16 protein-coding genes and 2 pseudogenes are annotated in these 24,322 nt (G+C 65.1%); 10 read left to right on the top strand and 8 right to left on the bottom strand.

The genetic code is table 11. The features are described 5' to 3' along the window. Positions 1-69: 69 nt before the first annotated feature. Positions 70-276, bottom strand: a pseudogene (locus A5712_RS32495) (PGRS repeat-containing protein); the annotation flags it as partial. Positions 277-336: 60 nt separating this feature from the next. On the opposite strand from A5712_RS32495, the gene A5712_RS31380 reads away from it, so the two are divergent. The 3 genes from A5712_RS31380 to A5712_RS16150 all read left to right on the top strand — a co-directional run bounded on the left by A5712_RS31380 (position 337) and on the right by A5712_RS16150 (position 5,503). Then, complete coding sequence (locus A5712_RS31380; protein WP_068107029.1) at positions 337-3,882, top strand: alkaline phosphatase family protein; 3,546 nt, start codon at positions 337-339, stop codon at positions 3,880-3,882. A 116-nt stretch (positions 3,883-3,998) separates the two neighbouring features. Next, positions 3,999-4,883: a cutinase family protein gene (locus A5712_RS16155; RefSeq protein ID WP_231982139.1), complete on the top strand. Its 885-nt coding sequence runs from the start codon at positions 3,999-4,001 to the stop codon at positions 4,881-4,883. Positions 4,884-4,945: 62 nt separating this feature from the next. After that, positions 4,946-5,503 (top strand): M15 family metallopeptidase, encoded by a 558-nt coding sequence (locus A5712_RS16150; protein ID WP_068107025.1) that lies wholly within the window; start codon positions 4,946-4,948, stop codon positions 5,501-5,503. Between the two features lie 442 nt (positions 5,504-5,945). On the opposite strand, the gene A5712_RS16145 is transcribed toward A5712_RS16150, so the two are convergent. The 3 genes and pseudogenes from A5712_RS16145 to A5712_RS16135 form a co-directional block, all read right to left on the bottom strand. After that, positions 5,946-8,492, bottom strand: a complete 2,547-nt coding sequence (locus A5712_RS16145; RefSeq protein ID WP_068107023.1) for an excinuclease ABC subunit UvrA — start codon at positions 8,490-8,492, stop codon at positions 5,946-5,948. A gap of 306 nt (positions 8,493-8,798) precedes the next feature. Continuing rightward, positions 8,799-9,347, bottom strand: a pseudogene (locus A5712_RS16140) (type 1 glutamine amidotransferase domain-containing protein); the annotation flags it as partial. Between the two features lie 109 nt (positions 9,348-9,456). Continuing rightward, positions 9,457-10,614: a low temperature requirement protein A gene (locus tag A5712_RS16135; protein WP_068107020.1), complete on the bottom strand. Its 1,158-nt coding sequence runs from the start codon at positions 10,612-10,614 to the stop codon at positions 9,457-9,459. Between the two features lie 409 nt (positions 10,615-11,023). On the opposite strand from A5712_RS16135, the gene A5712_RS30305 reads away from it, so the two are divergent. Beyond that, positions 11,024-12,535 (top strand): PE family protein, encoded by a 1,512-nt coding sequence (locus A5712_RS30305; RefSeq protein ID WP_082973473.1) that lies wholly within the window; start codon positions 11,024-11,026, stop codon positions 12,533-12,535. A gap of 554 nt (positions 12,536-13,089) precedes the next feature. On the opposite strand, the gene A5712_RS16125 is transcribed toward A5712_RS30305, so the two are convergent. The 4 genes from A5712_RS16125 to A5712_RS16110 form a co-directional block, all read right to left on the bottom strand. Next, entirely contained in the window at positions 13,090-14,262 is a 1,173-nt protein-coding gene (locus A5712_RS16125; protein WP_068107037.1) for a CaiB/BaiF CoA-transferase family protein, read from the bottom strand. A gap of 68 nt (positions 14,263-14,330) precedes the next feature. Beyond that, entirely contained in the window at positions 14,331-15,854 is a 1,524-nt protein-coding gene (locus A5712_RS16120; protein WP_068107015.1) for an aldehyde dehydrogenase family protein, read from the bottom strand. A 23-nt stretch (positions 15,855-15,877) separates the two neighbouring features. Next, entirely contained in the window at positions 15,878-17,083 is a 1,206-nt protein-coding gene (locus A5712_RS16115) for an amidohydrolase family protein (protein WP_082973472.1), read from the bottom strand. 54 nt (positions 17,084-17,137) lie between these two features. Continuing rightward, the gene (locus tag A5712_RS16110) at positions 17,138-18,364 is read right to left on the bottom strand and encodes a cytochrome P450 (RefSeq protein WP_197519409.1); all 1,227 of its coding nucleotides are present in this window, start codon (positions 18,362-18,364) and stop codon (positions 17,138-17,140) included. A gap of 284 nt (positions 18,365-18,648) precedes the next feature. On the opposite strand from A5712_RS16110, the gene A5712_RS16105 reads away from it, so the two are divergent. The 6 genes from A5712_RS16105 to A5712_RS16085 all read left to right on the top strand — a co-directional run bounded on the left by A5712_RS16105 (position 18,649) and on the right by A5712_RS16085 (position 24,042). Next, a complete protein-coding gene (locus A5712_RS16105) occupies positions 18,649-19,338 on the top strand; it encodes a TetR/AcrR family transcriptional regulator (protein WP_068107012.1) in 690 nt (229 codons plus the stop codon). A gap of 215 nt (positions 19,339-19,553) precedes the next feature. Continuing rightward, a complete protein-coding gene (locus tag A5712_RS16100; RefSeq protein ID WP_068107010.1) occupies positions 19,554-21,902 on the top strand; it encodes a CaiB/BaiF CoA-transferase family protein in 2,349 nt (782 codons plus the stop codon). 5 nt (positions 21,903-21,907) lie between these two features. Beyond that, positions 21,908-22,108 carry a ferredoxin gene (locus A5712_RS30300; RefSeq protein ID WP_082973471.1) on the top strand — a complete coding sequence of 67 codons (201 nt, stop codon included), beginning with the start codon at positions 21,908-21,910 and terminating at the stop codon, positions 22,106-22,108. Next, entirely contained in the window at positions 22,105-23,220 is a 1,116-nt protein-coding gene (locus tag A5712_RS16095) for an NDMA-dependent alcohol dehydrogenase (RefSeq protein ID WP_068107009.1), read from the top strand. Before A5712_RS30300 ends, A5712_RS16095 begins: the two co-directional genes overlap by 4 nt. Positions 23,221-23,343: 123 nt before the next feature. Further along, positions 23,344-23,607 (top strand): limonene-1,2-epoxide hydrolase family protein, encoded by a 264-nt coding sequence (locus tag A5712_RS16090; RefSeq protein ID WP_082973474.1) that lies wholly within the window; start codon positions 23,344-23,346, stop codon positions 23,605-23,607. A 39-nt stretch (positions 23,608-23,646) separates the two neighbouring features. Next, a complete protein-coding gene (locus tag A5712_RS16085; RefSeq protein WP_068107006.1) occupies positions 23,647-24,042 on the top strand; it encodes a nitroreductase family deazaflavin-dependent oxidoreductase in 396 nt (131 codons plus the stop codon). Positions 24,043-24,322: the final 280 nt, after the last annotated feature.

The raw sequence follows: 24,322 nt of genomic DNA, 5'->3' as shown, positions 1-24,322 counted from the left end.
CTACTCCCCGGCCCGCGCGCCGTGGAGCGGAACCTGCTGGACACGTTCAATGCCTACTCACTGACGTTTACCGGCCCCGCCGCTGCCGCCGGCCCCGCCGGCGCCACCCGTGCCGACCAGCCCCGCGGGCCCGCCAGGTCCGCCGGCGTTACCGGCCGCCCCGGAACCGCCGGCCCCGCCGGAACCGAGCAACCACCCGCCGGGCCCGCCGGCGCCGCTGGTCCCGGGGGCGGCGTTGGCGCCGTTGCCGATCAGCGGCCGGCCGGTAAACGTCAGTGAGTAGGCATTGAACGTGTCCAGCAGGTTCCGCTCCACGGCCCGCAGGCCGGGTGGCTGGTGGGGACCGGCGGGACCGGCGGGACCGGCGGCTTCGCGACGTCCGGCGCCGGCGGCACCGGTGGGATCGGCGGGGCCGGTGGGTTGTTCGGCGCCGGCGGGCCCGGCGGGATCGGCGGGTTTTCGGCGACCGGGACCGGCGGAGTCGGTGGGACCGGCGGGGCCGGTGGGCTGCTCGGCGGGCTGTTCGGCGCCGGCGGCGGCGCCGGCGGGGTCGGCGGAGCCGGGGACATCGGCGGTGCGGGCGGTGCCGGCGGAGCCGGCGGCATGCTGGTCGGTGCCGGTGGCGCCGGCGGCACTGGCGGGTTGGGTGCCACCGGGGCCGGCGGGGCCGGTGGACCCGGCGGCGCCGGCGCCTTGCTGGTGGGGAACGGCGGTCCCGGCGGTGTCGGCGGCACCGGCTTCGGCGGCGACGGCGGGGCCGGCGGTACCGGCGGCCACTCCGGCTGGCTGCTCGGCGCCGCCGGCTCGGGCGGCGCCGGCGGCAACAACTTCGGCAGCGGCACCGGCGGCCACGGCGGGGCCGGCGGTGACGCCGGCGTGATCGGCTTCGGCGGGATTGGTGGGGCTGGCGGGTTCGCGTCGGCCGGGGCGGGCGGCGCTGGAGGGGCCGGCGGTGCCGGCGCTCTGCTGGCCGGCGACGGCGGTGCCGGTGGTGCAGGCGCCCAGGGCGCCACCGGTTTTGCCGGCGGGATCGGCGGGGCCGGGGGCCGGGCGGTGCTGCTCGGCATCGGCGGGTCCGGCGGGACCGGCGGGCTCGGCGCACCCGCCGGCGGCAACGGCGCCACCGGCGCCAACGGGGTGTTGATGCCGGCTGCGGTGCTCAACGTGATCAACGCGCCCAGCGTGGCCCTGACCGGGCGTGCGCTGATCGGCAACGGCATCCCCGGCGCCGCGGGCAGCGGGGCCAGCGGGACCCCCGGCGGATGGTTGCTCGGCGACGGCGGGGCCGGCGGCTCCGGCGCGAACGGCCTGCCGGGCGGGGCGGGCGGGCCCGCCGGGCTGTTGGGCAGCGGTGGGGTCGGCGGGGCCGGCGGGTTCGGGGCGTCCGGGCCTGGCCGCGCCGGCGGCATGGGCGGACATGGCGGTTGGCTGTTCGGTAACGGCGGTCTCGGCGGGGCCGGCGGAGTCGGCGCCGCCTCTGGGCCCGACGGCGACGGCGGCAGCGGCGGGGCCGGCGGGGCTGGCGGGTTGTTGGGCTCCGGCGGGGTCGGCGGCCCCGGCGGATTAACCGGTCAGTTGAGCAGCAGTCTGCGACCCGGCGCCGGCGGAGCCGGCGGGCATAGTGGGCCGCTCGGTGGGCTGTTCGGCGCCGGCGGCGGCGACGGCGGGGTCGGCGGATCGTCCATCAACTCGGCCGGCGGGGCCGGCGGGCCCGGCGGCAGCGGCGGCTCGCTGTTCGGTCCCGGCGGGGGCGGCGGCGACGGCGGCTCCAGCTTGTCCAACGCCGGCGGAGCCGGCGGGTCCGGCGGGGCAGGCGGCGCGCTCTCGGGCACCGGCGGGTCTGGTGGGGCCGGCGGATCCAGCGTTAACGGTGCCGGTGGCGCCGGCGGAGTCGGCGCCACCGCGGGCTGGGTGGGCTCCGGCGGTGCCGGTGGCGCCGGCGGCACGTCGGGAGCAACCGCCGGAACCCATTCCGGCGGCCTAGGCGGGGCCGGTGGCGGCGCCGGATTCGTGGGCTCCGGCGGGGCCGGTGGGCCCGGCGGATTCGCCGCGACGGGCCCCGGCGGGGACGGCGGCCACGGCGGGAATGGCGGATCGCTGGTGGGCAACGGCGGTCCCGGCGCGGCCGGCGCGGACGTCGCCCCGACTTCGACTTTCAGCGGCGGAAGCGGCGGGGGCGGCGGCAGTTCCTTCCTGGTCGGCGTCGGCGGCAACGGTGGCAATGGCGGCAACGCCGGCGCCGGGCTGTTGGGCGGACCCGGCACCGTGGGGGCCGGCGGGACATTGCTTGGCCGCAACGGGATCCCCGGGTTACCGATGAGCCCGAACCTGTTGGTCAACCCCGGCTTCGAAACGGCCGACCCCTCCGGGTCGGGCTACAGCGGCGTGACTATTCCGGGCTGGACGGTGAGCGGTACGCCGACGATCATCGCCTACGGCACCCCGCGCGGTTACCCGGGACCGTTCTCCATCCCCGATCTCCCCGGTTTCCTGGGCTTCCCCGGCACCGCGCCTCCGGGCGGCGGCAGCAATTTCGCCGGCGGCGGACCCGTGGCGACGTCGACTATGAGCCAAATCGTCGACCTGAGCGCCGCAGCCGGCAAGATCAACACCGGCACAACGCCGTACACGTTGAGTGGCATGCTCGGCGGCTACCTGGGCGACGCGTCCTCGACCTCACTGAAGGTCACCTTCCTCAACAACAGCGGGGCCGTTCTGGGCACGGGCACGACCACGTCGGTCACGTCGCTGGATCGCTTGGGAATCACCGGCTTCCAGTCACGCGACGTCTCCGGGACGATCCCGGTGGGCACCACCAAGGCCGTGGTGACCGCGACCTTCGCCGACCACAACCCCGTCCTGGGCAACTACAACAACGCCTTCGCCGACAATCTGTCGTTCACCGTCGGCGATCCGAACCTCGCCAAGCCGACCCTCACCGTACCGACGTCCAACGTCGGCCACCTAGATCACGTGTTCCTGATCTACATGGAGAACCACGGCGTGGGCGACATCCTGGGCAGCCCTAATGCGCCGTACATCAACGCCCTGATCAACACTTACGGATACGCGAACAACTATTACGCGCTCGGCCACCCCAGCGATCCCAACTACTTCCGGATCCTGGGCGGAACGGACTACGGCATCGACGTCAACCCGCCGCCGAACGTCATCTACGGAAACAACAACCTCATGGCGAAGATGGATGCTTCGGGCGTCAGCTGGGCCGGCTACGCGCAGAGCATGCCCGCCCCCGGCACCATCGTCGACTCGGGTGACTACGCCGTCGACCAACTACCGTTCGCGATGTTCAACTACGTCTATGCCAACCCCAACCCGAACTACCTGACAACCCACCTGCTCCCGCTGGGGAATTTGAGCCACGATCTGCAAACCCCAAGCACCGCACCGAAATTCACGTGGATAGCCGCCAACGAGTCGAACAACATGGAAGGCCCAGTCAGCACTCCGACCGGCGCGCTGAACTTCGTGGGCAGCCAGCTCACGACGCACCAATACAACATCGCCGCCGGCGACCAGTTCGTCCAGCAACAGGTGTCCACCATTATGGGCTCGAACACGTGGACCGACCCGACGCAGCACGACGCGATCATCATCACGTTCGACGAGGACTACAACAACCTGTCGCTGGGCATCGGCAACCAGGGCAACAACGTCCCGATGATCGTCATCCCGAACGCGGGCGCCGTGAACGCCGCGACCGGGGCGATGCAATCCGGCCACTTCGTCGCCACCACCCACTACGACCAGTACAGCCTGATGGCCACCATCGAAGACGCGTTGAGTCCGTCGCCGGGAGCTCTGGGACCGCTGACCGCCAACGACATGTACGCCCAACCCATGAACGAATTCTGGAAGTAGCGGCCGACCCCGACCGGACGGAGAAGTCCTGGCCTCCGGAGTGTCAGACTGCCGAGGACTGGGCACTCCACCTCTGAGCGCTGGTCCGCATCTCAGAAACACGTGGAAGGTGCATGATGCCGCACATAGTGATGACCGTATCGGGAACCGGTGTCGACATGTGGAACACCACGCCACCGCAACCCGCCGGAGTAGCTTCCGCCCTGGCGGCTGCGTTTCCGGACCTGTTCTACTGGCAGCCCGTCGGTAACTATCCGGCCAGCGTGTTCCCCATGGGTCCGAGCGTGGACGCCGGCGTCGCCGAGCTGAATAGGCTTTGCACACAAATCAATCCACCACCCGGAGTCCCGTCCTATCCGGAGAACTCCATCATCCTGCTTGGGTACTCACAGGGCGCTATCGTCGTCTGCCAATTCCTGCACACGATCGCGTGGCTAAACCCCCAGATCGCGAACCGCATTGTTGCGGTTGGTGTTTGGGGGAACCCTCTCAGGCTGCCGGGATTCGCCTCAGGCAACCAGTTCGCAGGATGGCCGATGCCGGCCAACGTCGATGGCGTTGTCACTGGCGGGGTTGCGGGTCCGGCGTGCATGATGCCGGCGGACGTCGCACCACACCTTCTCACGCCGGTCACGCATTTCTGGGGCGACTTCGTCAACACCATCGGTATCGGCAACGATATTTACGCGGACGCACCCGTCGGCCCCAACCCATGGACGGCTGAGGCCGGTCCGGGAGTCATCGAGACGCAAATCTACAACATCGTCCAAAACGCAAACAGTCCAAACATTTTCGCGATCCTGCGCGACGCGTTAAAACTGGTGAACCCAACCACTTCGGTTGAAGAAATCATCTCCATAACCGAGGCGATCTACAACGGCGGAATGTTCTTGGCGGCCGGTCCGAATGCGTCCCACTACACCTACGACACCGCACCGATCTATAACTTCATAGCCTTGGCGGGCCAAGAGACGCAGCCGTTTTCCACCAGCCAGATTTGACGAGGTGCTCCCCCGAACTTCGCTTCGGTAGAATTCGGGGGAAACCAGCCACGAGAGGGAGCATGCGATCAGTCGCGTTGGCCGCCGCCATTGCCGGGGTGTTCGGCTTCCTCGCGCCGTCTGATCCACCCGCACCGCCCACAAGGCTTGCCGATCACACCATCCCACTGGCTCCTCCCGCCGACCCCGGCGACGGTTCCCTGCCAAACGGGGGCCAACTGACGCCGTTCGACGTCCAATATTCGGCAATCGCGCGCCTCGACCCAGCGTTGTTGAAAGCAATCCAGGGCGCCGCCACCGCGGCCGCTGCGGACGGTGTAACCATGACCATCACCTCGGGCTGGCGGTCGCCGGAGTTTCAACAGCGGCTGCTGGACAATGCCGTGCAGACCTACGGCAGCCTCGCCGCGGCGCGGCAATACGTGCAGACCCCGGCGATGTCCAAGCACGTCACCGGCGAGGCCGTCGACGTCGGGGGTGCGGGCGCCGACGAGTGGCTGATCGCCAACGGGTCACGCTTCGGGCTGTGCCGGATCTACGCCAACGAGCTGTGGCACTTCGAACTGGCGACGGACGCGGCGGGGAACTGCCCGGCGCTACTTCCCAACGCGGCCGGCTAGTCTCTAGATCGGCCAGCCGGACAAGCACATTCGCTAGATGCCCTTGTCTACCCTGGGATCGGGAATGGAGGATGACGACATCGTAAAGGCGGCGGCATACGGAGTCCGACAACGCCAGCGATTCGACCAACAGAACTCACGCACACAGCACGACTGAATTCGGCGTCTTTCTCGATGCGATTGGCGCTGCGCGGCGTTGAATTGAGAACCAGATCAGGTCAGTTGCCGATGGGCGGCTTGGGTTGACCCATCACCGGAGGATACGGACCCTCGCCAGCTTCTGGAACAACTGGCGCATCGTCCCCGGCTCGGTCGTCGGTAGTGTCGTCGTCGGCAGTGTCGTCGTCCTCACCGCGTCGGGTCATCGGCGTCTCCTTCCCTGATGATGTGTATCCCATACCCACGGTCGATGGACGGGACCACACATGAATGGTTCGACTTTTTAGTGAGAAGCAAACGGCGCCAATCGTTTCGCCAGATACGGCGCCGTGCGGCTGTTTTTCGCACGTGCCACCTTCGTAGGCGGCCCCGCCGCAACGACTCGACCGCCGTCGCTGCCGGCTCCCGGCCCTAGATCGATCACCCAGTCCGCGTCCGCGACCATCCGCATGTCATGTTCGGCCACCACCACCGTGTTGCCCGCATCGACCAGGCGGTGCAGTTGGCGATCGAGCAGATCCACGTCGGCGGGATGAAGCCCGGTGGTCGGCTCGTCGAGGACATAGAGCGTATGCCCTCGGCGCGGCCTCTGGAGTTCGGAGGTGAGCTTGATCCGCTGCGCCTCGCCGCCTGACAGTTCGGTCGCCGGCTGTCCGAGACGGAGATATCCCAGTCCGACCTCTCGCAACGTGGTCAGGCTCCGGGCCGCCTTTGTAACGTCGGCAAGAAAGTCTGAGGCCTCGTCGACGGTCATCGCGAGCACGTCGGCGATCGTGCGATCGCGGTAGCGCACCTCGAGTGTCTCGTCGGAGTAACGCGCTCCATGACACGCCGGGCAGGTCGCGTATGTGCCTGGCAGAAACAGCAATTCGACCGAGACGAAACCCTCCCCCTGACAGGTGGGGCAGCGCCCTTCGGGCACGTTGAACGAGAACCGGCCCGCTGCCCAACCGCGGCGACGCGCCTTCGAAGTGGCGGCGAATTCGTGGCGCACGGCGTCGAACAAGCCGGTGTACGTCGCCAGCGTCGAGCGCGGCGTGCGTCCGATCGGGCGCTGGTCAACGGATACCAGCCGATTGATCTTCTCGATACCTTCCGCCGTCACGCCGAGGCTGGCGTCGTGATCAAGATCGACGATCTCAGTGTCACTTTCGTCGCCGTCGGCGTCGGCCGGCTCGACGGCACGTCCGGTGCCGAGATGGCTGTTCACGACGTCGCCGAGGACCTTGACGACGAGCGTTGACTTGCCCGAGCCGGACACTCCGGTGACCGCGGTGTACACACCGAGTGGCAGGTCCACGTCGAGGTCTCGCAAATTGTGAAAGCAGATCCCGCGCAACCGCAGCCGCCCGGACGGCGTGCGGGATTGACGAGAGGGCGGTCTAGCCTCCTCGAAAAGATACTTGCGAGTGACCGATCCCTCGGTGTCGGCGAGACCCGGCACCGGCCCGCTGTAGAGCACGCTCCCGCCCAGCTCTCCCGCCCCCGGTCCGACGTCGACGATCCAATCGGCGCGGCGTACCACGTCCATGTCGTGCTCGACCACGAATAACGAATTGCCCGCGCGCCGAAGGCGATCGAGCACATCGAGCAGCGGTTCGGCGTCCGCGGGGTGCAATCCCGCCGACGGCTCGTCGAGTACATAGAGCACCCCGAACAAACCGGCGCGCAATTGGGTGGCCAGCCGCAACCGCTGCAACTCGCCGGGTGACACCGTCGGCGTGCGACGACTCAGCGTGAGGTAGCCGAGGCCGAGATCGATGAGTACCTGCAGGCGCGCGACGAGGTCGGCGGCGATCATCGTCGCCACTTCCGTCAACTCACCGGATTCCGTTGACTCGTACGCGGCGGCGGCATCGGTCCGAGAAGCCGTCGGGCGCAATGCGTCAGCGAGGTCGGCCAACGGCATCCCCGCGTAGTCGGCGATGGTGCGCCCCGCGAATGTCACCCTCAGCGCCTCCGGCCGCAGCCCGGAACCGTCGCATACTGGGCATTCGACGCTGTCGACGAATTGCAGTACGCGGCGGCGCATCATCGCGCTATGAGAGTTGGCCAGCGTGTGGCGGACGTGACGTTCGGCGCTGGAGAACGTCCCGTTGTAGTAATAATCGGCTTGCACGGGGTGCTGGCTCGGATCGATTTCGACTGTCGGCTGCTCATCGGTGAACAGGATCCAATTGCGTTGGCGCTTAGGGAGTTTTCGCCATGGCTTGTCGATGTCGTAGCCCAGCGTGACCAGGATGTCGCGTAGGTTTTGTCCCTGCCACGCGCCCGGCCATGCGGCAACCGCGCCTTCGCGGATGGTCAGCGAAGGGTCGGGTACCAGTGTCTCTTCGGTCACCCGATGGATTCGTCCCAACCCGTGGCATTCGGGGCACGCCCCGACGGCGGTGTTCGGGGAGAACGCGTCGGAGTCGAGTCGTTCGCTGGCACCCGGCGGGTAGGTTCCGGCGCGGGAGAACAGCATCCTCAGCAGGTTCGACAGGGTGGTGACGGTGCCGACGGTCGACCGCGACGTCGCCGAACCCCGTCGCTGCTGCAATGCGACGGCGGGAGGTAGCCCGGTAATGTCGTCTACCTTCGGCGCGCCGGCTGGCAGTAGCAGGCGACGCGCGTACGGGGCGACCGACTCGAAGTAGCGACGCTGAGCTTCGGCATAGATGGTCCCGAAGGCCAACGACGATTTGCCGGACCCGGAGATCCCGGTGAACGCGACCAGGGCGTCACGCGGCGCTACGACGTCGACACCCCGTAGATTGTGGACCCGCGTCCCGTAAACGCGCACGCACGAGTCGATTTCGTCCGTGCCTCGATCGGACATTTCTGTCATTGTGCTGAGACGAATACCCGCGCTGCAGCCGCGCAAGCATGAAGTTTGCTGCTCGATCTCGCAGCGCGCTTACGGGCACCGATGGAATGGAACCTCATCCGTCAAGTCGGCCAAGACTACGGTGCTTCTCTACTTCTTGATGGAGACCCGTCTGCGTAGGGGCGACGCCAGTGCCGCCGCGGCCGCGCCGGTCAGTGCCGCCGCCGAGGGCTTCGGTGACCAGCGCAAGGCGGACACGGCCCAGCCGAGCGGCTTGTCGAGCTGCGGATCCGAGCCATTGTGGTTCGTGACCGTCTGCGATTGATCCGTCGACTCGGCGAAGATGTCGAGGGTCGCCGGGAGAAACGCCCTCATGTCCTGGGGCCCCCGACTGGTGAGGAGGTTGCGGTCACGCACGACCTCGCGGTCAAGCCAGGTGGCGCCGGCGTTCACCAAGTCGTCGCGGATGCCCGGCCACGAGGTCAGGGTGCGCCCAGTGAGCAACCCTGACGACGCGAGCACCCACGGACCGTGACACAACGTGGCGATTGGCTTGCCAGCGTGGTCGAACGCGCGGACAAAGTCCCGGGCCTCGGCCGACTGCCGCAGCAGATCGGGGTTGATGAAGCCCCCCGGAAGCAGCAGTCCGTCGTAGGCGCCCGGGTCGGCATCGGTGACGACCTTGTCCACGCCGACCCGGCTGGCCGGCATATGCAAATTCACTCCGCGGATGCGGCCGCGGCGCAGCGACACGATATCCACCTTGGCGCCGGCCAATTGCAATGCACGCAAGGGAATTACCAGCTCCACCTTCTCGAAGCCGTCGGCTGCCAACGCTGCGATTTTTCGCCCGGAAAGGCGTCGTGCCTGTGACATCAGGCTCTCCTGTCGGTTATGGCGCTTGAAGCGCCGGTTTACCTTGCTCGTGTCGGCTGGCTGCTCAACCGACCCGCGGACGCGCCCGCTCGCGTGGGCGACGCGGCCCTCAACGCGCCTGTCCTGCTACGGCCGGACCGACCCGCGGGCGCCGCCACAATTCCCAGACCAACCGGCAAACCCCGATGCCGGCGAGCAGGCCGAGCGCCGCGAGGGCGGGCATGTGCAACAACGCGGGCAGGGCCGCCGCCGCGGCTGCTCCGGTAACGGCGCGGTCGGCTGGGGCCTGCCGGTGGTCACGCCATCGGTAGGCGACGTCGGCGAAGTAGAACAGTGCCATCCCGCCGGCCAGCGCAATCGCGGACAGCAACGGCAGGGAGACGGTGGCGTGCTCGATAGCGGCGTGCGCTCCGACGGCGAACAGCATGATGCCGGCGACCAGGGGTAGATGTAGGTAGCTGTAGGCATCACGGGCAAGATGGGCCCGTTCTGTACCGGTGGCCTGCTCCAGCCGCTGCCGCGCTCCGGACGTCAGACCGAAGTAGGTCCACCAAAAGGTTGCCATGATGGCCACACCCAGCACCAGAGCAGCGATGACCTCCGATCGCCCGAGATCCCTTGCGGCTCCGCCCAATTCCACTACCACCTCACCGAGCGCGATGATGATGATCGAGCCGTGGCGCGAGACGAAGTAGGACGGTGAAACGCGGAATCCGCCGAGGCCGAGCACGGCCGGTGCGCCGTAGTCAATCACCGCCGCGGCTACCCATAGCAGTTCGCGGCCGGGCGAGTCAACGAAGGCGGCGGCCACAATGCACGCTGGGGCGGCGACGAACGCCGGCGCTATTCGGCGGGTGCCCCGCCGCAATGCGGCATCCTCGTGCGAGGAAAGGGCGACGAACTTCACCACGTGGATCAACCGAACCACCAGTAAGCCGATCGCGAAGACCAACGCGCCCGATGCAAACGCTGTGGGAAGCGCTGCTGCGGCGACCAACATCGCGGCCATCGCAGCCATGACTACCGCTTCATGCCACACGTTGGCCGTGTCGAATGTGTTGATGAGCCAGGTGTAACCCACCCACGCCCACCACACCGCGAGCAGCGCCAGCGCGGCCCGGCCGATACCCCTCGGGGAGAGATCGTGCAGCACGAGTTGCGTGACCTGGGACATGGCGAAGGTGAACACCAAATCAAAAAACAGCTCGAGGTTGCCCTCGGAGCGTGGGCCCGCGTGCCGATCCGAGTTTCGTTCGTCGTCGCCCATGGCATCACCCCCCCTTCGTGCGTCAACGCGCCGCAAGCAATGACGAATCGGCGGGCGCACGGATGCACCCCGAGCCGCGCCGCACACACCGCTCAGCGCCACCACAGGGAGTAACCCGAAACATCCGGGTCAATCGGAGAATCCGCCAGCTGTCACCGATTCGTTCTGCAGCATGTCCGACGCGTGCTGAGGCGCGGTCAGTCGCTCAGACACGTCATACCCGGTAGTCGGCTAAAGCCCTTCGTTGCATCCTTAGCGGATTGACATGTGCGCAATAAGTGGAGATAAAGTTATGAAAATCTTGCTTTTCACTACCATATGTCCGTATCGCGCTACAGTTCAGGTATGTGAGTAACCACCGAACGGGCCAGGGGATGGGTCCGCAGGGGATGAGCCTCGGGAGGTAACGGTGTCGTTTCTGATCGCAGCGCCGCAGATAATTGAGGATGCCGCAACGGATTTGGCGAATATTCGTTCGGCGATCGGTTCGGCCCACAGCGCGGCCGCGGCCGCGACAACGGGTGTACTGCCTGCGGCCGCCGACGAGATATCGGACCGGATCGCTGCTCTGTTTTCCCAATATGGGGCGGGGTTCCAACAGCTCAGCACGCAGGCGGAGGCATTTCACGAGCAGTTTGTGCAGGCTCTGACCGCGGGCGCTAACACGTATGCGGCGGCCGAGGCCAACGTCGTCCCGACCCTGGCGACTGCGCTGAATGCGCCCGCCCAGGCATTGTCGGCGGGGAATGGTGAAGGGCTGGCGGCAAGTTTGCGCGCCGGACTGCCCGCGCTGGAGGCCGACCTTAGCGGCGGGCTTTCCGGGCTGGGCGCCCAAGTGAATACTGCGCTGTCGGGCAGTTTTGGTGGTGGGCTATCCGCGCTTCCTGGGCTGGTGCTGAATGGAATACCTGCGCCTACTCAGGCATCGTTGGTGGCTGCCGCACATGCGCCAGTCAACGTGTTGGAGCAATTCGCGCAGGGCCAGATCGGCTTTAACACAACATTAGTCAACGGTGAGTTCGGCTTAAACGCCTCCCTGGTGGCCAATGAGATGGGGATAGAGCAGGCTGTCTTCGGCAGCAATAACGCGTTGAACGGCGCGGTCAACAACGTTTTCAACTTCTGCAACATGATGGTGGGCACCGGTGAGCAGACCGTCAACAGTCTGCTGGGTGCCCAGGTACCTGCGAACATCAACCTGACTACCAGCCTGTTGGTTGGTAGCCCGGCTGTTGGCGGCGGCGAGGTCGGTGGCCTGTTGGGTGCCCTCGATCAGGGACTGATGTTCAACCTCAATATGGGCGGCTTGGTCACCGGCGCCATGACCGGCAATGGGGCGATGCAGGCGGCCTTCAGTACGGTTATCAACGGGACGCCGTTGCAGGCGATGCTGACGGGGCTTCCGGTGTCGGCGCAGGCGTGGTCGGCGACCTCGCCGGTCGGTATGTTCCAGCAATTTATGCAAGCCCAGATCGGCTTCACCAACAACCTGGTCCACAGTGAATTGGCATTCAACCATTCGCTGATCGCCAACGAGATGGGCTTGGAGCAGGCCGTCTTTGGCACCAACCATGCGCTCAACGGCGTGGTCAACGACGTCTACAACTTCTGGAATCTGATGCTGGGTACCGGTGAGCAGACTGCCAATAGTCTCGTGGGTGCGCAGGTCCCGGCGAACTTCACCGCCAGCCTTCTGGTCGGTGACTCCTACCAAGTCATTGGCGGCGGTCAGGTCGGCGGTCTGCTGGGCGCATTGGACCAGAAAGTGTTGTTCGACCTCAACGTGCTGGGCTTCCCGGGTCTCACACCGCCGCCACCGCCGCCGCCGCAACACTGCCCGCCTCCGCCTCCCTGTCCGCCTCCGCCCTGTCCGCCTCCGCCCTGTCCGCCTCCGCCCTGTCCGCCTCCGCCCTGTGATTGAGGCAGGCGGCACGAACTCCCGTCGTGGTGAACGCTGCGCTGACACCCCAAAAGGCGAATGCCTCCCCGCTAACGTGGACGCCGGGACACGACATCGGCCGATGCGACCGGTCACCGCCATTACGGCCTATACCTCTGCTCAGCCACGCTCAACTCCCTCATCCAGGAAGTGTCAACGATCAGCCGAAGTAACTGTCACGCATCAGCCGAAACACTGTGAGGCATCACCCAAAGACGAAATGTCAAACATCAGCCGAGGTCATGCAGGATTTGTGGGGCGGGTGGGGCTCGAACCCGCGACCAACGGATTATGAGTCCCTAGCCAACGCTCACCCGACCAGGCGAAATAGTCCGCTACGGCGCATCAAATCGCCTGCAAGGCAACGAATCTGCCCGTTGCCAGTACGGTTCCGGTACGGCTTCGGTACGGCTAGGAATCGCCCCCGGTCGCCGGGGTGACGCCGGGGTGAGATGCGGCCGGGGGGTGTTGGCCAGAGAGACGTCGCTGATACGCGAACCGCTGCAGTTTTTGAACATCGGATGAGCACGAACATGTCAGATCGTGCCCGTAGAACGTAGCCGCTCAATTCCGGCCGCGTCGTAGCCCGCCAAGCGGGTGAGCACCTCTTCCGTATGCTGCCCAACGTGCGGCGCTCCCGGCGGTGCGAATCTGTCGTCGGATTTGGTCTTGATGCACGTGCCCACCATTCTCTTCGAGGTCCCGTCAGGCTGTGCTTGCTCATAGACAAGTCGGCGAGCCTGCGTGTGGTCGTCGTCGAATAGATCGGCGCCCAAAAACGCTGGCGCACCCGCGATATCGGTCGTGATAAAGAAGTCGGTCCACTCCCTGCGAGTGCGGGACTTGAACATTGCCGTTAACTCCCCGCGCAGCCGGGCCTCTGCCTCGACATCCTTCCCCGGCTTCCGGCGCCCAGGTTCATAGAGATCCATCCTGTCGAGCGACTCGCAGAATCTCAGCCAGAACTTGTCCTCTAGGGCGTTGAACACCACGTAGTTGCCGTCGCGCGTTTCGTAGTACTGGTAGCGAAGCGAAGCGCGGATTCCCTCACCGTAGGAGGGTTGGCCGTTTGCTAACGCCGTGAGGTGCTGAAAGTTCCAGTTGATCGCCGCATCGACCTGCGCTACTTCGACGTACTGCGGCTTGCCGTCGCGTCCGGCGGCGTGCAACGCGGCGAGTACGCCCATCGCTGCGTACAGCGGCCCCGCCAGAACACCTGTCGTCCCTGTCGCCGCCCCCGAAAGACGTGGCGTTCCATCCGCATCGATGATCGGCGGGCTCAAGCCGGCGAAACAGTCGAAGGAAAGCCCGTGTGTGGCTAATCGGGTGTAGGGCCCATAGCTGCCCATGCCGTTGAGGACGCAGTACACAACTGTCGGGTTGACTGCGACGATGTCGTTGTAGCTGAAGCCGAGCCGGTGCGCGGTTCCGTAGCGTAGACCTTCAATCACCACCGCCGATGTCGCGGCCAGGCGGCGAAACGCCTCTTGACCCTCAGGCGTTTTCAGGTTTATCGCCACACTCTTTTTGCCGCGATTCCAGTGCGAGTCTTGCAGTTCGCCGCCGGAAACCGCCGCACCGCGGAAACCGCCGCCGCCAGGCGGCTCCACCTTGATCACCTCTGCGCCGAGGTCAGCCAGGTGCCCGCCCAGTGCATCCGCGGAGAAGAGGGACACCTCGAGGACTCGTACATCTTTGAGAAGTTCCATCACGCGACCTTTCCAACCCCAAGTCCCGACGCGGATCCGCGCCACGTCGTCGAAGGTGCAGTGCCCCGCTACATCATGGTGATCGATTTAAGCTCGGTGTATTCCTCGAAGCCCCAACGCCCCTGCTCTCGGCCAAGACCACTTTGCTTGAAGCCACCGAAAGGCCCCCCGCCGTTGAACATGCCGCGCGCCGGCAGAGACCAGCCGGGGCCCTGCCCTCCCCCTGGATTGGCTCCGAGATCGACACCGGGTGCGGCAGTCTGCACCATGATGGTGCCGGTTCTGACCTGCCTGGCGACGTTGAATCCCTTTGCGGCGTTGCGAGTCATTACCAGGCCTGCCAAACCGTACATGGAGTCATTCGCGATGCGGATGGCTTCGTCTTCGCAGCGATAGGTCATCACCGCCAGCACAGGCCCGAACACCTCCTCCTGACATAAGCGCATGTCGCTGCGGCAGTCGACTAATGCCGTCGGTTCGTAGTAGAAGCCGCGTTCGAGATGTTCGGGGCGTTTGCCGCCGACCACCAGCCGCGCGCCGTCTTGTAGGCCCGACTGAACGAAAGATTCAACTCTCTGACGCTGCTGATCCCTGATAAGCGGACCGACGACAGTGGTGGGATCACGCGGGTCCCCGACCGTGATCATTGGGGCAATGGCTTTGAGGCCCTCGACATAGGCGTCGAGCAGGTGCTCGGGCAACAGAAGTCGCGACGTGACGGTGCATGCTTGTCCGGCATGCATCAGCACCTGACCGAATCCTATTCCCGCAACGTCACTTTCGTTGACATCGTCGAGAACAATATGCGCGCTCTTGCCGCCGAGCTCCAGCTGTGCGCGTTTCATCGTTGCCGCCGAAAGCTCACGGATGCGTCGACCGGTCGCCGTCGAACCGGTGAACCCGATCATGTCGACACCTCGGTGCGTACACAGCTCCTCTCCCACTTCCGCACCGCCCACGACCACGTTGAACACTCCCGGCGGGAGGCCCGCTTCCTCGCCAACCTTGGCCAGCTCCAGGGCGTTCATCGGAGTCCACGGATGAGGCTTGAGCACCACAGTGCAGCCGACGGCCAACGCAGCCAGGCACTTCTGAATGTTGATCGAGAAAGGAAAGTTGAACGGCGTGATGACCCCGACCACCCCGACCGGTTCGCGGACCACTGTCACACCGCCCAGGCCGGTCGGCGAAACTATAGGGCCGCCCGGTGTCTCCACCCACGTCACATCGTGTTCGACGAACTCGCCGTAGTAGTGGGCCGCCTCGATCGCGCCGCCAACCTGGATCAGGTCCGTGATGAAGCCGGTCGAGCCGATCTCGGCGACGACTAGCTCCCTAAGCTCCGCTTTGCGCTCATCGAGGATCTCAGCGAACCGCTTGATGATCTTCGCCCGCTCCCGGACAGACATCCATGGCCACGGACCTTCGTCGAAAGCCCGCCTGGCAGCCTCGATCGCCATTGCCGCCTGCTTTGGTCCGCCGTCGACGACTCGGCCGATCAACTCCTCGGTGGCCGGATCGATAACATCGAATGTGCCGAGGGCGTTGTCGCTCAACCACTTACCGTCGATGAAGCTCTGGTACTCCCGCATCAAACGAATCCGTCAGCCGTTGACTACGTCAGAGTCGGATACGGGGCGGGCTCAAAGTCGAAGACCCGGCGAGCATTACCCTGCAGCACCTTGTACGTGTCAAGGTCGGATCGGCCGTCGAGTGCCTTAAGAGCGGCCTGAAGGGAGTTGGGCCACAGGCTGTCAGTGTGCGGGTAATCCGTTTCAATCATCACATTGTCGACGCCGATGAAGTCGAGATTAGCCGCCCCGAAGTCATCCTCAATGAAGCAGCCGTACATGTGGTCGCGGAAGAGCCGGCGCGGAGACTCCGGGAAAATCTCGGGGTCGGTGGGCACCGGGGTCAAGCGCATCGTGGCCGGGTCAACCGCCCAGTTGTTGGCGCGCAGGTATTGGTAGTCGGCGGCGACATGCTCAGCACGCTCGATGAGGTATGGGATCCAGCCGATGCCGCCCTCGGCCAGCACGATCTTTAGATCGGGGTACTTCTGCAGCTTGCCCGAGAACAGCCAGTCGGTGGTCGAGTTCGCCAGATTGAGGTTGATGTTGACCGCCTGAACGCCGAAAGGTGCGTCAGGTGATGTGGTCGGGCTAACCGAGGAAGATCCGATGTGTGTGCACAGCGGCATCTTCGTCTCGTTCACCACCGCGAAGAAATCGTCCCATGCTCCCGAGTGGATGGACGGAAATCCCAGCGGGTGCATGTTTTCGGAGAAGGCGATGGCTTTGGCGCCCTTGCCGGCGCACCGTAGCGTCTCCTCGACGGCCAGTCGGGTATCCCACAGCGGGACGATGACCATGGGGATGTAGCGACCGGGCGCCGACGCGCACCACTCATCGATGACGAAGTCGTTGTACGCCTGCACGCACTTGAGACCTAGGTCGCGGTCACCGAGGTGGGCGAACATTTGACCGCAGAACCGCGGGAAAAACGGAAAGTTCAATCCCGCGATCACGTGATCCTCGTCCATGTCGGGGATGCGGGCCACCGGGTCGAAGTAGGCACGGGGCATCTCGTCGTAATTCACTGGTAGCGGAGAGTACTCGGCCGGCCTTTGGTGAGCCGCGACCAGGATGCCCATCACCGACGCGCGGGCTTGGTCGTAGATCCACGTGTCGACGCCGTCGATGCGCTCGACGTGTGGCACCCGGTCGCGATCGGCCGCCGACGCGCGATCGACCCACAGGTTCGGCGGCTCGATGATGTGGTCGTCGACGGAGATCATCCATTGCAGATCCTGCTTGTCCACGGGGTTCCTCCCTATTACGTTGGCTCCGAGACGATATGGGCGGGCCCCCGCCGCTCACTTTCCGACGCGGGCACCCGGCGTGAAGACGACGGGCAGGGCGCGATAGCCCCGAGTGACCGAGTTCCCGTGAAAATCCACTTTTGCCCCCGGGGGGATGGCGTAGTCGGGAATTCGATTCAGGGTCTGTTCGACGCCCACCCGAAACTCGAGCCGGGCGAGATTGGAGCCCAGGCAGCGATGGACGCCGGCTCCGAAGCCGAGGTGGCGGTTTGTCTGCCGGTCGAGAATGCACTTGTCCGGCTCGTCGAACTCGCGCGCGTCGCGGTTGGCGGCCGCATAGTTCACGACGACCGTCTCACCGGGACAGAACTTGTGGCCGCTCAGTTCAACCTCTTCCGCGACTGAGCGGTGCAGTCCGTGGACCGAACCGGCGAACCGGATGAATTCCTCGATCGCTGCGGGCATCAACCCCGCTTCGCGTACGAGTCGGTCGCGTTCCGCGGGATGGGTGCCCAGATAGAAGAGCGCGAACGACATTGCACTAGAAGTCGTTTCGAGCCCTGCCTGCACCAGTAGCATCACATTCGCGACAACGTCGTCGAAGCTCAATTTCTCGCCCTCGATCTCGGCAGCGAGCAAGACATCGATGAGGTCGTCACGCGGCGGTTCACCACGACGTTTGTCGATCTTCTCACGAACGCGGAGGTAGAGATTCGTCATCGAACCGTTTCGAACCTCTTCGCTCTCACCATTGATCGCGAGGTCGGCTGTCTCGATGTAGAGCGGCACGTCCTCGACGGGCATGCCGAGTAGATAACGGAAGAACACGATCCCAGGTTGTTGCCAGGCGACGTCGGCGAGATCGCCGCGGCCCAACTCGATGAAGTTGTCGATCAACCCATCGGTGACCGCGCGCACCTGGGGCTCCAGGTCCTTCATCCGTCCCGGGGAAAAGTAGGGGTTGAGAACTTTGCGAAGCTGCTGCTGCCGTGGAGGATCCAAGGTGATCACGATGTCCCCGAACGACATCGGGTTGCCCTCCAGGCCCAGGGGCTTGCTGGAGAAACTCTTCCAGTCCCGCAGTATCTCGTAACAGTCGTTGTAGCGAGTGGCGACCCACGCGCCCCCGGGCGTGGGACCCAGGAACGGGACGCCTTGGTGACTGAACGGCCCGTTCTCCCGCATCACCGCGTAGACCTCATAGAGGAATTCTTGGTCGTTGAAATCCTCGTGACGGAGATCAAGGTTCCGGGCGTGCTCCTCCGGTGATTTGCTCACCATCGGTAGTCCTCTCCGCCCCCGCCGAGTTCGGGACGACGCCGGCGGTCGGCCTGGCCAGACAGCCGCCACCGAGGAGCCGTCAGCAGTCCCGCCACACAGCAGTCGTGCCACCGTCCATGTGCCATCTACGCCGGCCCTCGGATTCCTCGCACACACCGAAAAATGCTTTGGCTGCACAGTAAGTCGTCGGCCCCGTCGAGTCAAGTCGCACTCGATAACTGAATGAGCACCGGCACGCGTGCGAGCTTCCCCTCAGCAGACGGGTGCTCGCTACAGTGTGTGTGATGACCACAGGCGCGCGGCGGCGAGTTCGCGACAAGGACGGCAAACAACGGGCCCTCCTTGAAGCGGCTGCTGAGGTCTTTGCGGAAGCGGGATACGCGGCCGCGGCGACAAAGGAGATCGCCCGTCGTGCCGACTGCTCGGAGGCCATGCTGTTCCACTACTTCGGGGACAAGCGGGGCATCTTCGAGCAAGTGGTTTCTCGACAGATCGCGGACCTCGTCAGCGTGGCGGAAGAGCAAGTCGTCGCGGCCCTGCCTGCGCGCCTCGAGGACTATATCGAGCAGCTTTTCTTGGCGAGACTGAAGATCGATGACCGCAACAGCGGTGTTCCCGGCTGGGACATTTCCGGTCGGGCGTTGTCGGATCCAGACTTCTCGCTGCGCGTGCTGCAACCCAATCACGCACGCCGCACGGCCGTTATCGCCGAGGGCGTCCGCCACTATCAAGCCGCGGGGCAGATCAGGGCCGACGTCGACGCCGACCTTTTCGCCGAGCTGCTGGCGAATTTCATCATCTTCACCACTAGCCTCGGGCCACGCTGGTTCGGTACGGGCGAGTCGGACATCCGCGCGCAAATCGAACTCGGTTCGCAGATCCTCGCCAAAGGCGTGAAAACATCGACCGCGAAGCCGCCGGCCAAGCGAGGCGGACGGGTTCGGCGGGGCTCCAAGGTGCCTGCGGCCGAGTAAAAGCTTCGACGAACTTCATCGCGGCCACCGTTATCGAGTGACACTTGACACTCTGGCTTTTCCGTCGCTAGCGTCGTTGCCAGCCAAGCCGCAACCATGCGGAAGCTGAGCACCCTGCTCGATCGGCACGAGCGTGAGGACAGGAGTGGCGTGTGTGCACTCATCGTCGCGAGTAACTCACTTCCGACAACCTTGACGCGGAAAGTCGCAACGCGATGAACGCTCTGCGTGGGGTTCGTGTGGTCGAGTGGGCGACGGAAATCGCCGGTCCGTACTGCACCAAGTTGTTCGCCGACCTCGGGGCGGAGGTCGTCAAGATCGAGGCCCCGGACGGGGATCCGTTCCGCCGCAGAACGTCTGGCGATCGAGTCGACGCTGACGCGCTGTTCAAATTTCTGAACGCCGGCAAGCGTTCCGTCGTTGGCACCTCACTGCCCGACCTGGAGCCTCTGATCGTTTCCGCCGACGTGTTCGTCGAATCTCTCGGCCCCGGGGCACTCGACCGCGACGCCCTCCTCCGGCGCGCGCCGCACCTGGTGATCGTGGCGTTGTCTCCGTACGGGTTGACCGGACCGTACCGGGACCGGCCCTCAACGGAGTTCACAATTCAGGCCGAGAGCGGAACCCTGGCGCTGCGAGGCCGTCCGGACCAACCGCCCATTCAAGCGGGTGGTCGAGTGTTCGAATGGGTCATGGCCAGTTATGCCGCCGTCGGGGCGCTTGGCGCGCTGCGTCGTGCTCACCTCGGCGGGCCAGGCGAAATCGTCGACTGCTCGTTGCTGGAGACGTGCCACCTCAGCGCCGGTGGATTCGCCGACATCTACCACGAGCTGGCCGGCCGTCCCCCGTTGACCGTGCCGGCCCGACAGGTGGAAATCCCTTCCATCGAACCGACCGCGGACGGATGGGTGGGCTTCAACACCAATACCCGCCAGCAATTCGACTCTTTCCTAGCGATGATCGGCCGGCTCGACCTGCTCGACGAAGACCCGGCGTGGGCACTCGCAACGACTCGCTGGGAACGCCGGGAGGAGTGGAACCGGATCGTGCGCGAATGGACGGCGCAGCGTTCCACCGACGAGATCGTCGCGTTGGCTTCCGATCTACGCATCCCCGTCTCACCTGTCAACAATGGCCAGACCGTGCTGGACCACCCCCAGTTCGCGGCCCGCGGCGTGTGGGGCACGTATGCCGACGGCAGCTTCACCCACCCGTTGGCCCCCTACCGGATCAATGGCCAACGCCCCTCCCCGACCGCCGGCGCTCCCTCGCTCGGCGAACTGACAGACCTACCCGCCCGCAGCAGGAGTGCGACCGCTGCGAACCGCGCACAGCGACTTCCGCTGGAGGGCATACGAATTCTCGACGCGACAGCGTGGTGGGCGGGCCCCTCCTCAACCCACATTCTCGCCGCACTCGGCGCTGAGGTCATTCACCTGGAGTCGACGCAGCATCCTGACGGCGCGCGGATGGCGGCCGCCGCGTTCGCCAATCAGCCTCAGTGGTGGGAGCGGTCGGGGATGTATTTGGCGACCAACACCAATAAACGGGGTCTCGCCCTGGACCTGTCCTCGCCCGAAGGGCGGGAGCTGTTGTTCGGACTCGTCAAATGCTCGGACATTCTGGTCGAAAACTTCTCGCCCCGCGTCTTCGACAATTTCGCCATCACGTGGGAGGCGGTCAGCGAGCAGAACCCCCGAATAGTGATGGTCCGTATGCCTGCGTTCGGGCTCGACGGACCATGGCGCAACAATGTCGGTTTCGCGCAAACGATGGAACAGATGACCGGAATGGCGTGGGTAACCGGCCATGACTACGACCAGCCGCGCATCCCCCGTGGCCCCTGTGACCCGCTGGCGGGAATGCACTCCGCGTTTGCCATGCTCGCAGGACTCCGGCGACGCGACGAAACCGGCCACGGGTCCCTCATCGAAGTATCGATGGTCGAGTCCGCGCTCAACGCAGCCGCCGAGCAGGTCGTCGAGTTCACCGCCTACGGGCACCTCATCTCGCGATCGGGAAATCGCAGCCGTGACGCCGCCCCGCAAGGGCTCTATCAATGCGCGGGTCCCGAGCGATGGCTGGCGATTTCGGTTGCCACGGAAGAGCAATGGCACCTCTTGAAGTCGGCGCTAGGCGATCCGGAGTGGGCGAATGACCCCGCCTTGGACACTCACGAGGGTCGGGTGCGGGCTCATCATGTGATCGACAAGCACCTCGAGCAATGGGCCGGCACTCAAGATTCCTCGGCCGCTGCAGAGTTACTCATTGGGTATGGTGTTCCGGCTGCGAATTTGGCGGATGCCAGGGTCGGCTCGATGCACCCGCAGTTGGCCGCGCGAGGCTTTTTCGAACGCCTCGACCATCCGGTCGTAGGAACACATCACGTGCCGGCGGTTCCCTTCAAGTACCGCAGCGTTGACACGTGGTATCGGTCGGCGGCGCCGACGTTGGGCCAGCACAACGCGAGCATCCTCGGCGGCCTAGTCGGCCTCGACGCCGGCTCGATTGCTGCGCTGGCAGACAAAGGGGTCATCGGGACCAGACCAGGCGGATTGGACTGAATAGCGTGAAGCTCCATGTCGACAGGGAAATGTGTCAAGGCCACAGCCGTTGTTACGCAACGTATCCCGAATTGTTCGACATCGACGACGAAGGGACCGCCTTCGTTACCGTGGAAGATGTTCCTCCCGGATGGGAAGACCGGGCGCACAACGCAATCGCGAACTGCCCCGAGCGTGCCATACATACCGTCAAGGAGTCGCCGTGAAGACCATGGGAGCAGTTCTGTGGGGGCTGAACGAGAAGTGGTCGGTGGAGGAGATCGAACTCGATCCGCCGCAGGAAGGCGAGCTGCTCGTCGAGTTCGAAGCCACCGGTCTCTGCCATTCCGACCACCACATCCGCACCGGCGACATGTTCGGAGTGAGTTTTCCCTTGATCGGTGGACACGAGGGGGCGGGCGTCGTTCGTGAGGTGGGTCCAGGAGTGCGCGATGTGGCGGTGGGAGACCACGTGGTCACGTCGTTCCTGCCGGCGTGCGGTCGCTGCCGCTGGTGCGCCACGGGTCGTCAAAACCTCTGTGATTACGGGGCGATCATCTTGGCGGGGGTCCAGGCCGACGGCACATTCCGGCGTCGCGCCAGAGGACGGGGCATCGGGGCCCTCTCGGGTGTGGGCAGTTTCGCGCAGTGGGGTGTGTTGTCGGAGGCTTCCGTCGTCAAGATCGATGGCGACGTGCCGTTGTCGCGCGCATGTCTTCTCGGCTGCGGCGTCACCACGGGTTGGGGTTCGGCCGTGAATACCGCCAACGTCAGTCCCGGCGACGTGGTGCTCGTGGTCGGCTGCGGAGGGATCGGCAGCGGTGCCATTCAGGGCGCGCGACTGGCGGGCGCGGAGCATATCGTCGTGGTGGATATCGAGCCAGGAAAGCGCGACAAGGCGTTTGAATTCGGGTCCACTCACTTTGTGACTTCGATGGAGGAAGCGACCCACTTGGTAGGTGAGATCACGCGTGGGGTCATGGCCGACTCGGCGATCCTCACGCCGGGTGTGCTCGAAGGCGCGATGATCAACGACGCGCTCAATGCGGTGCGGAAGGGCGGTGCCGTGGTGGCCACCGCCCTGGCGTCGATGTCTGACGTGACGCCGACGCTGCCGCTGACGTTGTTCACGCTGTTCCAAAAGCGCCTCCTGGGCAGCCTTTACGGAGAAGCCAACCCGCGGGCCGACATCCCTCGACTGATCAGTCTCTACCGGAGCGGCAAGCTGTTGCTCGACGAAACCGTCACCACCGAGTACAAGCTCGACGACATCAATGAGGCCTACGACGACATGCTCGCGGGCCGCAATATCCGTGGGGTAATCATCCACGATCATTGAGTCTCAAGTTAATTCACCTACTCGCCGTGAAGGAATTTCACTCATGTCTTCACCAGCCGATGTCGTCCGCCAGTTCTGTGCCTTGATGGAGCAGCGGGACGCCGAAGCGTTGCGTTGGAGAACATGGCCGCGCAGTTCGCGATGTTCCCGGACGCCTACGCCTTCGACATCGTCAACCTCGCAAGCGAGGGCTCCGTGGTGCTCACCGAACGCTTGGACTCCATCCAGACTCCGGATGGACGCAAGCCGGCCATCCCAGTGATGGGCACCTTCGTCGTCGATGACGATGGCAGGATCACTCGCTGGATTGACTACTTCGACCTGAGTCTGATCGTGAAGCTCCTTCAAGGCGAGGACGTGAGCGGCCCCGTCCCCACGACCGCGTGAGTTGCCCACGGTTGTTTTCGAGGTGAATGAGGAGTGTCCATGCGGGTCCCCAGGGCGGTCGCTAACTTCAATCGTCGAGTCACCAATCCATCGGCTCGGTCGATCACGCCGTGGCTCCCGGGCCAAGGGACGCTCGAACACGTCGGGCGCAAATCGGGCAGGCGTTATCGAACGCCGCTGTTGGTTTTCCCTACTCGTGACGGCTTCGCCGTCCTGGTTGGGTACGGGCTGCAGTCAGACTGGGTGCGGAACGTGTTCGCCTGCGGTCAGGCGGTGTTGCACAAGCGCGGCGAGAGTATCGCGCTGGCCCGTCCCCGCCTCCTGAGCAAGGCTGAGGCCGCATCGCTCGTTACCGGGCCATCTGGTGTGTTCTTTCGCCTATTTCCGTACAACGAAGCGGCGATGGTGTTGACCCGGGTCGATTCCACGCGGTGACTTCGGGGTCACAACTACCCGATCCAGACACCAGCCGCCGCGGTGTCCCAATACCGACTCGAACGCCGCAGCTCCAACAGGCTCGCAGGGAGCGTCAAAGATCAACCGAAACCCGCTGTGAAGGATCAGCCGAAACACTGTCAGGCATCAGCCGAAGACGAACTGTCACACATCAGCCGAGGTCATACACCTCTACGGTGGGGCTGTTCAGAGTCGGTTGATCCTTGACGTTTCTATGTCGGTTGATCCTTGACACCCATGTTGTGGTTAGGCCGGTGCG

Source organism: Mycobacterium sp. E2327, assembly GCF_001672675.1.
GTDB lineage: Bacteria > Actinomycetota > Actinomycetes > Mycobacteriales > Mycobacteriaceae > Mycobacterium.
Note: the sequence above shows the minus strand (reverse complement) of the source record. Positions and strands in the feature narration are given on the sequence as shown.

Excerpts from the sequence above, each read along its gene's own strand:
- A5712_RS16155 (WP_231982139.1), top strand. The coding sequence starts at position 3,999 with ATGCCGCACATAGTGATGACCGTATCGGGAACCGGTGTCGACATGTGG.
- A5712_RS16150 (WP_068107025.1), top strand. The coding sequence starts at position 4,946 with ATGCGATCAGTCGCGTTGGCCGCCGCCATTGCCGGGGTGTTCGGCTTC.
- A5712_RS16145 (WP_068107023.1), bottom strand. The coding sequence starts at position 8,492 with ATGACAGAAATGTCCGATCGAGGCACGGACGAAATCGACTCGTGCGTG.
- A5712_RS16135 (WP_068107020.1), bottom strand. The coding sequence starts at position 10,614 with ATGGGCGACGACGAACGAAACTCGGATCGGCACGCGGGCCCACGCTCC.
- A5712_RS16125 (WP_068107037.1), bottom strand. The coding sequence starts at position 14,262 with ATGGAACTTCTCAAAGATGTACGAGTCCTCGAGGTGTCCCTCTTCTCC.
- A5712_RS16120 (WP_068107015.1), bottom strand. The coding sequence starts at position 15,854 with ATGCGGGAGTACCAGAGCTTCATCGACGGTAAGTGGTTGAGCGACAAC.
- A5712_RS16110 (WP_197519409.1), bottom strand. The coding sequence starts at position 18,364 with ATGGTGAGCAAATCACCGGAGGAGCACGCCCGGAACCTTGATCTCCGT.
- A5712_RS16105 (WP_068107012.1), top strand. The coding sequence starts at position 18,649 with ATGACCACAGGCGCGCGGCGGCGAGTTCGCGACAAGGACGGCAAACAA.
- A5712_RS16100 (WP_068107010.1), top strand. The coding sequence starts at position 19,554 with ATGAACGCTCTGCGTGGGGTTCGTGTGGTCGAGTGGGCGACGGAAATC.
- A5712_RS16090 (WP_082973474.1), top strand. The coding sequence starts at position 23,344 with ATGGCCGCGCAGTTCGCGATGTTCCCGGACGCCTACGCCTTCGACATC.
- A5712_RS16085 (WP_068107006.1), top strand. The coding sequence starts at position 23,647 with ATGCGGGTCCCCAGGGCGGTCGCTAACTTCAATCGTCGAGTCACCAAT.